Annotated in this window: 14 protein-coding genes; 4 read left to right on the top strand and 10 right to left on the bottom strand. The window is 71.7% G+C overall.

The window, feature by feature from the left end:
* Positions 1-58: 58 nt before the first annotated feature.
* Positions 59-1,129: a trans-aconitate 2-methyltransferase gene (locus QYS60_RS00740; protein WP_371382144.1), complete on the top strand. Its 1,071-nt coding sequence runs from the start codon at positions 59-61 to the stop codon at positions 1,127-1,129.
* Positions 1,130-1,135: 6 nt separating this feature from the next.
* On the opposite strand, the gene QYS60_RS00735 is transcribed toward QYS60_RS00740, so the two are convergent.
* From QYS60_RS00735 to QYS60_RS00725, 3 genes are all read right to left on the bottom strand, one after another.
* Positions 1,136-1,741: a TetR/AcrR family transcriptional regulator gene (locus QYS60_RS00735; RefSeq protein WP_371382143.1), complete on the bottom strand. Its 606-nt coding sequence runs from the start codon at positions 1,739-1,741 to the stop codon at positions 1,136-1,138.
* Positions 1,742-1,848: 107 nt separating this feature from the next.
* Positions 1,849-2,721, bottom strand: coding sequence for an alpha/beta hydrolase fold domain-containing protein (locus QYS60_RS00730; protein ID WP_289378647.1), 873 nt, complete (start codon positions 2,719-2,721; stop codon positions 1,849-1,851).
* A 92-nt stretch (positions 2,722-2,813) separates the two neighbouring features.
* Entirely contained in the window at positions 2,814-4,040 is a 1,227-nt protein-coding gene (locus QYS60_RS00725; protein WP_371382142.1) for an acyl-CoA dehydrogenase family protein, read from the bottom strand.
* A gap of 147 nt (positions 4,041-4,187) precedes the next feature.
* On the opposite strand from QYS60_RS00725, the gene QYS60_RS00720 reads away from it, so the two are divergent.
* The gene (locus tag QYS60_RS00720) at positions 4,188-4,571 is read left to right on the top strand and encodes a DUF5313 family protein (protein WP_371382141.1); all 384 of its coding nucleotides are present in this window, start codon (positions 4,188-4,190) and stop codon (positions 4,569-4,571) included.
* A gap of 127 nt (positions 4,572-4,698) precedes the next feature.
* Here QYS60_RS00720 and QYS60_RS00715 read toward each other — a convergent pair whose 3' ends face one another.
* The 4 genes from QYS60_RS00715 to QYS60_RS00700 are packed head-to-tail and all read right to left on the bottom strand — an operon-like array spanning position 4,699 to position 8,514.
* The gene (locus QYS60_RS00715; RefSeq protein WP_371382140.1) at positions 4,699-5,181 is read right to left on the bottom strand and encodes a nitroreductase family deazaflavin-dependent oxidoreductase; all 483 of its coding nucleotides are present in this window, start codon (positions 5,179-5,181) and stop codon (positions 4,699-4,701) included.
* Positions 5,166-6,044 (bottom strand): alpha/beta fold hydrolase, encoded by an 879-nt coding sequence (locus QYS60_RS00710; protein WP_289378644.1) that lies wholly within the window; start codon positions 6,042-6,044, stop codon positions 5,166-5,168. The genes QYS60_RS00715 and QYS60_RS00710 overlap by 16 nt, the downstream gene beginning before the upstream one ends.
* Entirely contained in the window at positions 6,044-6,679 is a 636-nt protein-coding gene (locus QYS60_RS00705) for a TetR/AcrR family transcriptional regulator (RefSeq protein ID WP_003938515.1), read from the bottom strand. Before QYS60_RS00705 ends, QYS60_RS00710 begins: the two co-directional genes overlap by 1 nt.
* Complete coding sequence (locus QYS60_RS00700) at positions 6,676-8,514, bottom strand: amidohydrolase family protein (RefSeq protein ID WP_371382139.1); 1,839 nt, start codon at positions 8,512-8,514, stop codon at positions 6,676-6,678. Before QYS60_RS00700 ends, QYS60_RS00705 begins: the two co-directional genes overlap by 4 nt.
* A 117-nt stretch (positions 8,515-8,631) precedes the next feature.
* On the opposite strand from QYS60_RS00700, the gene QYS60_RS00695 reads away from it, so the two are divergent.
* Positions 8,632-9,702, top strand: coding sequence for an alanine racemase (locus QYS60_RS00695; protein WP_371382138.1), 1,071 nt, complete (start codon positions 8,632-8,634; stop codon positions 9,700-9,702).
* Between the two features lie 22 nt (positions 9,703-9,724).
* Here QYS60_RS00695 and QYS60_RS00690 read toward each other — a convergent pair whose 3' ends face one another.
* Positions 9,725-11,170, bottom strand: a complete 1,446-nt coding sequence (locus tag QYS60_RS00690; RefSeq protein WP_371382137.1) for a PLP-dependent aminotransferase family protein — start codon at positions 11,168-11,170, stop codon at positions 9,725-9,727.
* A 79-nt stretch (positions 11,171-11,249) separates the two neighbouring features.
* On the opposite strand from QYS60_RS00690, the gene QYS60_RS00685 reads away from it, so the two are divergent.
* Positions 11,250-11,945, top strand: a complete 696-nt coding sequence (locus tag QYS60_RS00685) for a pyridoxamine 5'-phosphate oxidase family protein (RefSeq protein WP_371382136.1) — start codon at positions 11,250-11,252, stop codon at positions 11,943-11,945.
* On the opposite strand, the gene QYS60_RS00680 is transcribed toward QYS60_RS00685, so the two are convergent.
* Positions 11,873-12,325, bottom strand: coding sequence for a MaoC family dehydratase (locus QYS60_RS00680; protein ID WP_371382135.1), 453 nt, complete (start codon positions 12,323-12,325; stop codon positions 11,873-11,875). The genes QYS60_RS00685 and QYS60_RS00680 overlap by 73 nt on opposite strands.
* A gap of 26 nt (positions 12,326-12,351) precedes the next feature.
* Positions 12,352-13,098, bottom strand: a complete 747-nt coding sequence (locus tag QYS60_RS00675) for a GntR family transcriptional regulator (protein ID WP_003938509.1) — start codon at positions 13,096-13,098, stop codon at positions 12,352-12,354.
* Positions 13,099-13,118: the final 20 nt, after the last annotated feature.

Genomic DNA, 13,118 nt, shown 5'->3' with positions numbered 1-13,118 from the left:
GCCGCCCCGAACCGGAGGACTCTCGGAATCACCCCCGTCCCCTCCGGAAGGTCCCACCGTGACGCACGCCGTCTCCCCCGTCGACACCGCCGCTCAGCGCGTCCTCGACTCGGCGCTCGGCGCCGTCGATGTGATTGCGATCTACATCGGCGACCGGCTCGGCTGGTACCGCAGTCTCGTGACCGACGGTCCCGCCACGGCCGACGAGCTCGCGACGCGCACCGGAACCGACCCGCGCTACGCCCGCGAATGGCTCGAACAGCAGGCGGTGACCGGTCTGCTCGAGGTCGACGACGACGTTCCGCCGCGCTTCACGCTTCCCCCGGCGGTGGCCGAGGTCCTCACCGACGAGCAGAGTCTCAACTATCTCGGGCCGCTGGCCCGCCTGTTCGCCGGAGTGTCCGTGCAGCTCCCGGCCCTGCTCGACGCGTACCGCACCGGCGGCGGCGTGAGCTGGGCGCAGCTCGGCACCGATGCGCGCGAGAGCCAGGCGGACATGAACCGGCCGTGGTACGAGAAGGTGCTGCCGGGTGCTCTGGCGTCCGTACCGGACCTGGACGACCTGCTGCGCCGGCCGGCGGCCGCGATCGCCGACATCGGCTGTGGCGGAGCATGGTCCACGATCGCCCTGGCCCGCGCGTACCCGCAGGCCCGGTTGTTCGCCGTCGACATCGATCCGGCGACCGTCGCCTTGGCCCGGACGAACGTCGCCGCGTGCCCCGACGTCGCCGACCGGATCACCGTCGTCGAGGCCGACGCGGCCGGCCTGCCCGACGAACGTTTCACCGCCGCGTTCGCCTTCGAGTGCGTCCACGACATGCCGCGTCCCGTCGAGGTGCTCTCCTCGGTGCGGGGTGCGCTCGCGGACGACGGCGTCATGATCGTCATGGACGAGGCCGTCGCCGACCGGTTCACCGCGCCCGGCGACGAGGTAGAACGGCTGATGTACGGGTTCAGCATCGTGTGCTGCCTGCCGGACGGCATGAGCCATCCGCCGAGCGCGGGAACCGGCACGGTGATGCGCGCGGACACCCTGCGCCGGTATGCGCTCGACGCGGGCTTCTCGGATGTGTCGGTGCTGCCGATCGAGGACTTCGGGTTCTGGCGGTTCTACCGGTTGACCCCCTGACCGGTCTCAGCACGACGCCGGTTGGCGTGCCTCGGACAGCAGCGCGGTGACGGTGTGCTTCATCAGCTCGGTGGCTTCGGCGACGGGCAGGCCCAGCACGTCGCGCAGCGCCACCCAGGACCCCCAGGTGCTCGCCACCGCCACGGACCGCACCAGCCGGGCGCGATGCGACGGGTCGAGGGCGGCCAACTCCGCCGCGAACAGCTCGTCGACCTCTTCGACCACCCGGGCGATGTGCCGCAACCTGTTCCGCCGGATCCGTTCGGACTGCGGCGCCCTGATCGCCGACGAGCGCGCGAACGGCGCCACCAGCTCGAGCAGCTCCGCGCGCTGCCGGCAGAACGCGTCGATCCGCTCCCCGAGGGGCAGTCCGACAGGGACCGGGACGAAGGCGGAGTCCTGCCGCCGCAGCAGCTCTGCCCCGGTCCCCTCGAACAGCGTTTCCAGATCGTTGAAGTTCGCCCACAGCGCCCGGAGCGAGACCCCGGCCCGGGCGGCGATCTGCGCCCCGGTCGGTTTCAGCTCCCCGGCCTCGATAAGGGCGATGTGTGCCTCTATCACTGCGTGGCGGGTCCGTTCGGCCCGCGCGACGCGTCCGTCGGTGACGGTCACGTGTCTCTCCTCCCGTGTCGCCGACCGGTTCCTCCCAACCGGTGCGGCGAACCCAATTGTGCCAGGGCCTGTGTCACCTGGGAGCGCGGCGCCGCGCGGGAGACGGTTCAGTCGTGATCGAGCACGGGAGTGCGGGCGGTCGCCCGGACGATCGCGTCGCACAGCGCGCGGGTGGCGCCGGCATCCCGGACGAGGACGGACTCGCCGGATATGCCAGGGCGGCAGTGCAATTCGACAGGAACGCCGGCCTGCCGGAGCCGTCGGGCGTAGTCGGTTGCCTCGTCCCGGAAGGGAGCGCGTTCGCCGACGGCGAGGTAGGTCGAGGGCATCCCGGTCAAGTCGATCCGGCGGGCGGGCACGGATTGCCCGGTGGCTTCCCGGCCGCCGAAGGGGTGCGGCCGGCTTCCGGCGGCGTCGAGGTCGGGGTTGAGCAGTGCCTGCAGCGCGATGCACGGGCCGCCCTCCTCCCGTGCCCGCAACGCGACGGTCGCGGCGAGCGCGCCACCTGCGGCATCGCCGAGGACGACGATGCGGTCCGGGTCCATGTCCGGGCAGGCCGTGCCGGAGGCGACCCATTCGAGGACCGCGTAGCAGTCGTCTGCCGCAGCAGTGGGATCCTCGGCCGCGAGGCGGTAGCCGACGGAGACGACGATCGCGCCGGTCGCACGGGCGACGGCGAAGGCGAAGGCCTCGCGGTGCGTGGCACCGCCGAGGGCTGATCCGCCGCCCGGGATCTCGAGCACGACGGGCCGTGCCGCGGGGTTGCCGCTCGGACCCGTATCCGGCGTGTGGATCCGCACGGGCACCTCGGGGTCGCCGGGCGCGCCGGGGACGAGCCATTCCTCGACGGTGCCACCAGGCCCGACGGCCGCGACGACGGAGTCCAGGTCCGGACGGTCTCCGTCGGGATCCGAAAGGAGTGTCGTCGCGGCGGCCGGTTCGGGATCGACCTCGGTCGAGTCCGGAATGAGCTCGGGCATGGCGACACGATAATAGAACCTGCATCCCGAGTGCAGATACTTGTCCCGGGTACCGGGACTTCCGGACCGTGGGGGACGACCCGGACTCCCCGTCACCCGGAGAGCAGCCCCTTGGCGATGTGCGTCACCTGGATCTCGTTGCTGCCCGCGTAGATCATCAGCGACTTCGCGTCCCGCGCGAGCTGCTCGACCCGGCACTCGGCCATGTAGCCGTTACCGCCGAAGAGCTGCACCGCCTCCATCGCGACCTCGGTGGCCGCCCGGGAGGAGTACAACTTCATCGCCGACGCCTCGGCGAGAGCGACGGGCTTGCCGGCCTCGGCACGCTCGATGGCGCTGAACACCATGTTGCGGACGTTGATACGGGCGATCTCCATCTCGGCGAGTTTGAGCTGGATCAGCTGGAACTGCGCGATCTCGCGGCCCCACAGGGTGCGGCTGCGGGCATAGTCCTTGCACAGGCGCAGGCACTCTTCGATGATGCCGAGGGCCAAGTAGGCGATACCGATCCGTTCGGCGGCGAACGACTCGCGCGCGCTCTCCTTGCCGTCGCTGCGGCCGCCCTCCTCGGTCTCGCCGAGCAGCCGGTCGCGCGTGATGCGCACGTTGTCGAAGAACAGCTCGCCGGTGGGAGAGGAGTTCATGCCCATCTTCTTGAACGGCGGACTCTGGGTGAGTCCCTCCATGCCCTTCTCGAGCACGAAGGCCAGCACCTTGCGGTCACGCCGGTCGACGCTCGGGTCACCCTCGTCGAGCTTGGCGTACACGATGAGGACGTCGGCGTAGGGACCGTTGGTGATGAACGTCTTCTGTCCGTTGAGGATGTAGTCCTCACCGTCGCGCCGGACGGTGGACTTCATCCCGCCGAAGGCATCCGACCCGGAGTCGGGTTCGGTGATCGCCCAGGCGCCGACCTTCTCGAACGTCACGAGTTCGGGCAGCCACCGCTTCTTCTGGGCAAGGGTGCCGCGGCTGCGGATGGTCCCGGCGGTGAGGCCGAGGCTGACCCCCATCGAGGCGACCAGCCCGAGGCTGACGCCGGCGATCTCGCTGTTGAGCACGGCCGCCATGCCGCCCGAGCCCATGCCGCCGCCCGACTTGGCCGACGGCGCCTCGCCGGCCTCCTCGCGGGCGAGGGCCTTGTTCAGGCCGTCGCGGGCCAGCTCGTCGATACCGAAGGCGGCGAACAGTTTGCGGATGATGTCGTAGGGCGGCAGATCCCCGCTCTCGAGCCGATCCACGTGCGGGCGGATCTCCTTGTCGATGAATCCGCGCAGCGCGTCACGGAACATCAGATCGGTGTCGGACCACTCGTACATGCACGAAATATAGAACACGTTCTCGGATTCGTACACAGACCGAGAGGCGGGGTCGTGACCCGAATATATTTAGCCTGCGATTAGTTAATGCACTATTTAAATGGCTAGACTACGGGTGTGTCGACCCTGCACGAAAGGCCCCAGAGAATGAGCACCCGCCCCGGACCGTTCCAATGGCTCGCCTACGCCTTCGGCCGCCCCCTCCCGGCATCGATGCGGGAATGGGTGCGCAACGACCTGGTCGGCGACCACGCCGTCGCCCGGCACATGATCCGCAGCCAGGTCCCGTTCCTGCCGCTGTACGCCGCATTCCTGCTGCTGCCCGGCCCGGTCTGGCTCCGCCTGTCGACGATGGGGCTCGGCGTCGCCCTCGCCCTGTTCTTCTCCGCCGCCTACATGGCGCAGAACCGACGTCGCCGGCTCGAGCGCCACGGGTTGCCGGGAGACCTCGAGAACCCCCGGCGCGCCCGGCAGCGCGACGCCGAGAAGGCCGCCTACGAGAGACTCCACTCCGCGATGCGCGCCGGCTGAGGGCCCCGACGCACAGCTGCCCTGGCACCGGGCTGCAGGAGCCGTTCCGGATCTGCTCGCCGATCCGGAATCCGCTCGCGCCACAGCGTGGGCGGATTCCGGTTTCCCGCACGAATGCCGCGAGCCGTCAGCCCTTCGGGGTCAGCAGATAGACCGGGATCTCCCGCTCGGTGCGCCGGGCGTACAGCTCGTAGTTGGGCCACACCTGCACCAGCACCTCCCAGTGCATGTCGCGCTCGTCGCCGCGCGCGCGGCGCGGCACGACCACCGTGTCGTCCCCGCGATAGGTCACCAGGGCCTCGTCGGCGGCCTCGAGGTTGTGCGCCCAGCCCGGCAATTCGGGCATCCCCCAGTTGGATCCGGCGACGAGCCAGCCGTCGTCGCGCGGGGCGCACAGCAGGGGCGTGCGCCGCTCGACCCCGCTCTTGCGGCCGCGGACCGTGAGCACGAGCTCCGGCAGCCCGGCGAGCGTCAGCAGCGTCACCCGGCCGAACGTCACCCGCTGGATGGTGTGGTCGACGGTGACGATCTGCGGGGTGAACCGTGGCAGCCACGGTTGCCGGCCGAGTTGCACCGCGACGGGACGCAGGGGGTTCACGGCGCCGACCATCCGGCCAGGACCGTCCGCACGGCGGTCACCACCGCCAGCGGCTGGTCGATCATCGGATGGTGTCCCGCGGCGGGCAGTTCGGCCACGAGCGCACCCGGACCGAACTGCGGCCGCATCCGATCCAGCAGGTCGAGGCCGACGATCCCGTTCTCGGAACGGAAGTAGGCGACGCGGCACTTCGCTTCGAAGCTCTCGAGGCTGGTGCGCTGGTCCTTGGTCATCCGCAGGGCGTCGAACTTCCAGCTCCAGCCGCCGGGCACCTGCCGCATGGACTGGCGGGCGATGTGCTCGAGCACGTACGGCTCGGCGGTGTCCTGCGGCGGGACGAGCCGGAAGCGGGCCATGGCCTCCTCCGCCGTCGGATACACCTTCGTGCCGCTGCGCTCGCGGGCCACCTGCGCGCGCAGCTCGATCTCCTCGGGTGTCAGGTCCCGGATCGGCGAGTCGAGGATCATCACCCCGGCCAGCCGGTCGCCGTACACGTGGGAGGCCACGAAGGACACGATCCCGCCCATGCTGTGCCCGACCAGTACCGGGGGCCCGGCGATCCCGCCCGCCTGCGCCGCCGCGAGCACCTCTCGCGCCCACGACTCGAGGGAGTAGTGCTCGCGGTGGTCGCTGTCCCCGTGTCCGCTCATGTCCAGCGCGACGACGCGCCGGTCCCCGGCGAGCTGGGGTGCGATGTGATCCCACCAGCGCGAGTGCGCCATCCCACCGTGCACCAGCACGAGGCCGGGACGGCCCTCCTCACCCCACGCGCGATAGGCGATCGAGGCGCCGTCGACCTCGACGCTGCCCGTCTCCACCGGCGCGGACAGGGCCTCGACGAACCACTTCGGCGCCGAATCGTTGTCGATGCTCATTACCTGAATCTACTGCGTGGCGTGGCCCCGGTCACCAGCCGGGCCATCAGTTCCAGGCGCGGTTCCTCCTGCTCGGGTTGCGGGTGCACCACCGACGCGACGGCCTCCCCGTCGAGCAGGTGCACGAGTGTGAACAGCAGCATGTCGAATTCCGCCGGCTCGAACCGCGACGCGATCGGCAGGGTGCGCCCGAACTCGGCGATCTGGTCGTGGTACCGCTGCGCCATGGGGGCCAGGCGTTCGCGCAGCGCGGGGTCGGTGCGTGCCGCGCCGAGCAGTTCGTACCAGGCGGCGTTGATCGGGGCACGGCACGCGGCCCGCAGCAGACGCAGGCACTCGCGGACCGACTCGGGGCTGTCGTCGGGCCCGCCGAGTTGCGCCAGCCCCAGCCGGAAGTTCGCGAACTGCCGCTCGCGGACGGCGTCGGCGGCCGCGACCATCAGGTCGAGCCGGGTCGGAAAGTGCCGGAACACCCCGCCGGAGGACACACCGGAGCGGCGGCACACCTCCCCGATGGTGGTGGCCGTGTAACCCAGCTCGCCCAGTGCGGCGACGGTCGCGTCGAGGATCCGTTCGATCGTCGCCGTGCGCCGCTGCTGCTGGGTGCGACGCGACGGTGCCGCGGTCCCGGTCACGGTGCCGCGCTGCCGGACGGCGCAGCGGCGGGCGGCGCGGGGCGGCGCACCGGCACGGGTCCGCGCTCGTCGGTGCCCGCGCGCAGGAACCGGCCGGTGCCGACGGTGGCGCCGTAGCCGGGGACGAACTCGCCCCCGCGGAACACCACGCGACCGGCCACCGCGGTCGCGGTCACGGCGGCGTCGTTGCGGTTGACCATGCGGCTCAGTCCGCCGAACTCGGGCATGGGCGCTTCGTGGTAGGCGTCGGTGTCCTTGTTCAGCCCCGCCGGGTCGACGACCACGAGGTCCGCCCGGTCGCCGACGCGCAGGTGCCCGGCGTCGATGCCGTAGAAGTCGCCGAGTTCGCCGGTGAGTTTGTGGACCGCCGATTCCAGGGGCATGACGGGCTTTCCGCGCCGGGCGTACTCGTGGATGCGGCGCAGCATGCAGATTCCGTAGTTGTAGAACGCCATGTTGCGCAGGTGCGCACCGGCGTCGGAGAAGCCGACGGTCACGCCGGGCTGCCGGAGCAGCCGGTTGGCCACCTCGGGCCGGTCGTTGGCGATCACCGTGTGCCAGCGGAACTTCCGTCCGTGCTCGACGACGAGGTCCAGGAAGGTGTCCACCGGATGCACGCCGCAGTCGCGGGCCACGTCGCCGATAGAGCGACCGACGAGCGACGCGTCGGGGCACTCCACGATGGTGGTGTCGTCGAAGTCGCGGTGCCACACGCGAGGCGAGAACTTCTTGTCGAAGTCCTGCCGGAACCAGCGGCGGTACGCCTCGTCGCGCAGCAGCTCGTTGCGGGCGACCTCCTCCTTCAGGTGCAACGCGGCACGCCCCGAACCGAACTCCTCGAACACCACGAGGTCGATCCCGTCGGAGTACACCTCGAACGTGGTGGGCAGGTGCTGCCAGCGGAACGCGCCGCGCCCGATCCGGTTGGCGGCGAAGGCGATCGGACCGAAGATCCGGTGCACCCAGCGCTCGGCCTTGGTGTCGGCGGCGGCGAGCACGGCCGCCTTCATCGGCTTGCGGCCCAGCCCGGTGGTGGCGAGGGCGAAGAAGGCCACGTCGTACTTGGTGTTGAGGTTCGGCACGGCCTGCAGGACGCGGCCGCGGCGACGCAGGATGCGGTGGATGCGGCGGAACTCGGCCCACGACGCGTGGGTCGACGGCAGAGTGCGGGAGCGGTAGCGATCGCCGTCGAGCTTGTCCCAGGGATTCGTCATGGTGGACACCCCCAGGAAACCGGCGTCGAGGGCGTCCTCGACGCCGGCGTCGATCGCGGCGAGTTCGGCACGGCTCGGCCGGCTCGAAGGATCGGTGGAGCGGCCCAGCCCCAGGACGGCCGCCCGCACGTCGGAATGCCCGATGAACGCGGCGACGTTCGGACCGAGCGGCAGGGCGTCGAGCGCGGCGACGTACTCCCGGGGCGACGACCAGGTCCGGCCCTGTTCGAGTGCCGTGAGGACGTGCTCGCGGGGCAGTGCCTCGACCCGGCTGAACAGGTCCGCGGCGTCGAGTGGCGGCACGAACACCGTCGAGAGCGAGCAGTTGCCCATGAGGACGGTGGTGACGCCGTGCCGCACCGATTCCGGCAGGCCGGGCGAGACGAGCACCTCGGCGTCGTAGTGCGTGTGCGGGTCCACGAAGCCGGGCATCACCCACCGGCCGGCCGCCTCGACCACCTCGGTGCCCGGCCCGACGGGCAGCGGGTCCGCGCTCGCCGTCGCCACCACCCCGTCCTTGATGCCCAGGTCGCGGACGACACCGGGGGTGCCGGTGCCGTCGAACCACAGTCCGCCGCGGACGACCAGGTCGAACTCGGTGGACGCCGGTGCCGTGCTCATGTGACCTCCCTCACATCGATACACGAAGCATAGCCGGAAAGAGGACGGTCGCTCTCTATTTTCGGGCAACCCGGGGTGCGGACCGCCGCCGGGCAGGACCGCGAATAGAGTGCGGCCATGCCCGCGTTCCCGGCGGTTCCCGCCACCCCCGCCCTGCTCGTCGATCGTGACGTCCTCGACCGCAACATCGCGCGGATGGCCGACGCGGCACGCACCCGCGGGGTGTCCCTGCGTCCCCACGCGAAGACCCACAAGTGCGTCGAGATCGCCCGGCGTCAGATCGCCGCCGGCGCCGTCGGGCTCACCGTCGCGACGGTCTCCGAGGCCGAGGTCTTCGCCGATGCCGGCTTCCGTGACCTGTTCGTCGCCTATCCGCTGTGGACGGACGCCGCGCGCGGGGCCCGCCTGCGGGCGCTCGCCGCGGAGGTCCGGCTGACCGTGGGCGTGGACTCCGTCGAGGGCGCGCGGGCACTCGCCGAGCACGCCCGGCCGGGTCTGACCGTGCTCGTCGAGGTCGACAGCGGTCACCACCGCACCGGCGTCGCCCCGGAGCGGACCGGGTCGGTCGCCGTCGCGGCGGCGTCCGTCGGGCTCGAGGTGCGCGGCGTGTTCACCTTCCCGGGGCACTCGTACGGCCCGGGACAGCCGGCGGTCGCGGCGACGGACGAGGCGGCGGCGCTGAGCCGGGCCGTGGCGGCGCTGGAGGCCACCGGACACGACGCCGACGTGATCAGCGGCGGCTCGACCCCCACCGCTCACCTCGACGTGCCGGCCGCCACCGAACTGCGCCCGGGCGTGTACGTCTTCGGCGACGCCCAGCAGCTCGAACTGGGCACGATCGACGAGGACGCGATCGCGCTGACCGCGCTGGCGACGGTGGTGTCGGCGCGGGACGACACCGTCGTGCTCGACGCCGGCAGCAAGGTGCTCGGCGCCGACCGCGCCCCGTGGGCGACGGGCTACGGCCGCATCCTCGGCGCTCCGGACGCGCGCATCGTCGCACTGTCCGAACACCACGCCACCGTGCAGTGGCCGGCCGACGCCGACCGCCCCACCCTGGGCACGCGCATCCGGGTGATCCCCAACCACGTGTGCTCCGCGGTCAATCTCGCCGACGACCTGACCGTCGTCGCCGGAGACAACGTCGTCGGCCGGTGGCCCGTCGCCGCGCGAGGCTGCAACACGTAGGCGGCTCGGCCGCCGGTGGTTGCTAAGGCAGCCCGAAGGGCACACTGCCGGGTAGGGCCGCGCCGATCGCGGCGGCCGCGGCCGCCGCCCGCGATTCCGGCAACCGCGCATACCCGCACACGAGTCCGCTCGGACCGCCGGGGCCGGCGCTGTACCTGCTGAGGGGCGCGGTCTCCACACCGAGCCGGCGCGCTGCCTCTGCGATCGCGACGTCGTCGACACCCTCCGGAAACCGCAGCACCACATGCAGACCCGCTTCGATGCCGGTCACCGTCACGTCGGACCGTTCGAGATCGCCGAGGGCACCGACGAACGCGGCCCGACGAGCGCGGTACGTGCGGGACGCACGCGCCAGATGCCGCGACAGCGCCCCCGACTCGATCAGCCGGGCCAGCGCGGACGCGGTGACCGAGCAGGCCACCTCCCCACTCTCGGCCACGGCCGCCGCGATCCGCGAGCGCAGCGGAGTCGGTGGGATCAGCCACGCGAGTCGCAGATCCGGGGACAGGATCTTCGAGGCAGTCCCCACGTAAGCGACGCACTCGCGGCCGCCGTCGATGCTGCGCAGCGCCGGCAGGGCCGACACGTCGTACCGGAACTCACCGTCGTAGTCGTCCTCGACGACGATCGTGCCCATGTCGGCGGCACGGGCGACGAGCCGGGCGCGGTGGGACACGGGCATCCGCGCTCCCATCGGATACTGATGCGCGGGTGTGCAGTACACCGCGGCGTCGGTCTCCCGCACCGTGTCGGGATCCAAGCCGTCCGTCCCCACCGGGATCGGACGGGGACGGGCGCCCTCGCCGAGGAGTGCCCGTCGCGCACGGAGGTATCCCGGATCCTCGAAGGCGACGTCGCGGTCTCGCAGCCGCGCCGCGATCGCGAGCACCCGGATCGCGGCGGCGACGCCCGGCAGCACGACGATCTCGTCCGCCCCGCAGGCGAGGCCCCGCGTCCGCCGGAGATGGTCGGCCAGCGCCCGGCGCAGATCCGGATGAGCCGCCGGATCCGCGACGCCGAGGGCCCGCGGCGCCGCGGCGGCCGCCCGCCACGCGCGACGCCACTCGGGTTCCGAGATCAGCGCCGGATCCGGTATTCCCGGCCGCAGGTCCAGTACCGGCGCGCGCCGCGCCGGATCCGGTTCCGTCACCGCCGCCGCGGGCACGACCGGATGGGATGCGGCGTGCGCCCGCGCCGCGACGTCGGCACCGGGCGCGACTCGCGTGCCCGAACCCGCCCGCGCCACGGCGAATCCCGAGGCGCACAGCTCGTCGTAGGCGTCGACCACGCACCCGCGGGAGACCCCGAGCTCCGCGGCCAGCACGCGGGTGGACGGCAGCGGGTCGCCGACCCCGATGCGGCCCTGCCGGATCTGGTCGACGACGGCCTCGGCGACGCGCTGCCGGAGTGGCGCGTCGGTGTCGGGCAGGTCGAAGGCCGGATGGACGGCGGGCGCGACACGGGGCACGGCGCCACGATACTGGTCCTGCCTTCTGCGTGCTTTGTGGACCTGTTCAGTGATCCGGATTGCCGCCAGACTCACCGGCATGGACAACATCAGGCGCTATCCCGAACGGGCCCGCACCCGGCGAGCCGACCTCGACGCGGTGCTGGACGCGGCCGTCACCTGCACCTTCGCGACCGTCGTCGACGGCCTGCCGTGGGTGGTACCCATGCTCTACGCACGCGACGGCGACCGGATCCTGCTGCACGGCTCCACCGGCGCGGGCGCGCTGCGCCTGGCCGCATCCGGTGCGCCGGTGGCCGTGTGCGTCTCGCTCCTCGACGGTGTCGTCGTCGCGCAGGATCTGTTCCACTCGTCCGCGAACTTCCGATCCGCCGTCGTCCGCGGCGAGGTCCACGTCCTGCCCGCGGAGGAGTCCGCCGCCGCCCTGGATGCTCTGTCGGACGGCCTGATTCCGGGGCGCAGCACCGAGACCCGGGCACACACCCGGAAGGAACTGGCGGCCACCGCCACCTTGGTCCTGCCGATCCGGGCGGGGCAGTGGACGGTCAAGATTCGCGACGCACCCCCGTCCGAGCCCGACGTGAACGACGGCTCGTGGGCGGGTGTGGTCTCGTTGCGGACGGTCGCGGACCGGCCGGTCGCCGCACCGTGGGTCGCGGACGACGTGCCGGTGCCCGAGTCCGTCCGCAGACTGGCCGACCGTTACGCCACGAGCACGGCGATGGTCTCGGCGACGAGCGCGGGCTTCTCGGCGCCCTCGGCCTCGACGGTGTAGGTGACGGTGAGGTTCGCCCCCTTCGCGGTGCGCTCGAGCGAGGTGAACTTCGCGGTCGCCCGCACCTTGGATCCCACCGGAACCGGCGACGGGAATCGAACCTTGTTGGCACCGTAGTTGATCCGCATCTTCAGCCCCTCGGCGGAGAAGATCTGCGTTCCGAGGACGGGCAGGAGGGAGAGGGTGAGGTAACCGTGGGCGATGGTCGTGCCGAACGGTCCGTCCTTCGCGCGCTCGGGGTCGACGTGGATCCACTGGTGGTCCCCCGTCGCCTCGGCGAACAGGTTCACCCGCTCCTGGGTGATCTCCAGCCACTCGCTGTGGCCCAGATCCTCGCCGACGGCCGCCTCGATCTCGTCGATTCCGTGGAAGGTACGCATGATTCGTTTCTCCTGGGTCGGGGCCGCTACGGACGGTGTCCGGCGCGACGGAGGGTGACGCGATACGTGTAGTGCTCGGGCAGAAAGTAACTGACGGACAGCTCGGTGGGTTCGCCCACGTCGTTCGAGTACAGCCGGTCCACCCGCAGCAGCGGATGGCCCGTCTCACAGTTCAGCTCGCGCGCAACCTCTTCCGTGGCCCGCGCGACGGTGATCGTCTGTGCCGCTTCGACGATGGGATGCTCGAGATGCGGCTCGAGCAGACCCATCACGGTGTTCCGGCTCGACGCGCCGGCCGCGAGCTCCGGGGCCTCGTGCACGTGCGCGGCCACGCGATCGGGCAGGTACACGGTGGTCAGCGCGAACGGGATTCCGTCGTGCACGCGGCGCAGCACCACCGCGTGCACCAGATCGGTGTCCAGGCGCAGCCGGCTGGCGGCCTCGATGTGCACGCCCCGTCTCAGTGGCGCGACGATCTCCATCGTGGTGTCCGCGGCGAGGTCGAGCAGGTCCTCGATGGAGCCGAGCTGGCGCCGGTAGCGCCGCCCGTCCTCGTCGGCGAACGTGCCCCGGCCGGGCACCCGGTAGACGACGCCGTCGGCGACGAGGTCCTGGAACGCGCGCCGCACCGTCTGCCGGCTCAGTCCGTACCGCCGCGCGAGCTCGGCCTCGGTGGGCAGCCGGACGCCGCCGCGGTACTCGCCGGCGTCGACGGCCTCGCGCAGCCGTCGCGACAGCTGCGCGTACGCCGGTTCCGTGTCGCGTTCGCCCATGACGATCACGGATCCTAGTG

The sequence above is a fragment of the Rhodococcus sp. GXMU-t2271 genome (genome assembly GCF_041414735.1).
Classification (GTDB): Bacteria; Actinomycetota; Actinomycetes; order Mycobacteriales; family Mycobacteriaceae; genus Rhodococcus; species Rhodococcus indonesiensis.
Note: the sequence above shows the minus strand (reverse complement) of the source record. Positions and strands in the feature narration are given on the sequence as shown.

Excerpts from the sequence above, each read along its gene's own strand:
- QYS60_RS00730 (WP_289378647.1), bottom strand. The coding sequence starts at position 2,721 with ATGCCCGAGCTCATTCCGGACTCGACCGAGGTCGATCCCGAACCGGCC.
- QYS60_RS00685 (WP_371382136.1), top strand. The coding sequence starts at position 11,250 with ATGGACAACATCAGGCGCTATCCCGAACGGGCCCGCACCCGGCGAGCC.
- QYS60_RS00725 (WP_371382142.1), bottom strand. The coding sequence starts at position 4,040 with ATGTACGAGTGGTCCGACACCGATCTGATGTTCCGTGACGCGCTGCGC.
- QYS60_RS00700 (WP_371382139.1), bottom strand. The coding sequence starts at position 8,514 with ATGAGCACGGCACCGGCGTCCACCGAGTTCGACCTGGTCGTCCGCGGC.
- QYS60_RS00710 (WP_289378644.1), bottom strand. The coding sequence starts at position 6,044 with ATGAGCATCGACAACGATTCGGCGCCGAAGTGGTTCGTCGAGGCCCTG.
- QYS60_RS00680 (WP_371382135.1), bottom strand. The coding sequence starts at position 12,325 with ATGCGTACCTTCCACGGAATCGACGAGATCGAGGCGGCCGTCGGCGAG.
- QYS60_RS00675 (WP_003938509.1), bottom strand. The coding sequence starts at position 13,098 with ATGGGCGAACGCGACACGGAACCGGCGTACGCGCAGCTGTCGCGACGG.
- QYS60_RS00695 (WP_371382138.1), top strand. The coding sequence starts at position 8,632 with ATGCCCGCGTTCCCGGCGGTTCCCGCCACCCCCGCCCTGCTCGTCGAT.
- QYS60_RS00720 (WP_371382141.1), top strand. The coding sequence starts at position 4,188 with ATGAGCACCCGCCCCGGACCGTTCCAATGGCTCGCCTACGCCTTCGGC.
- QYS60_RS00715 (WP_371382140.1), bottom strand. The coding sequence starts at position 5,181 with ATGGTCGGCGCCGTGAACCCCCTGCGTCCCGTCGCGGTGCAACTCGGC.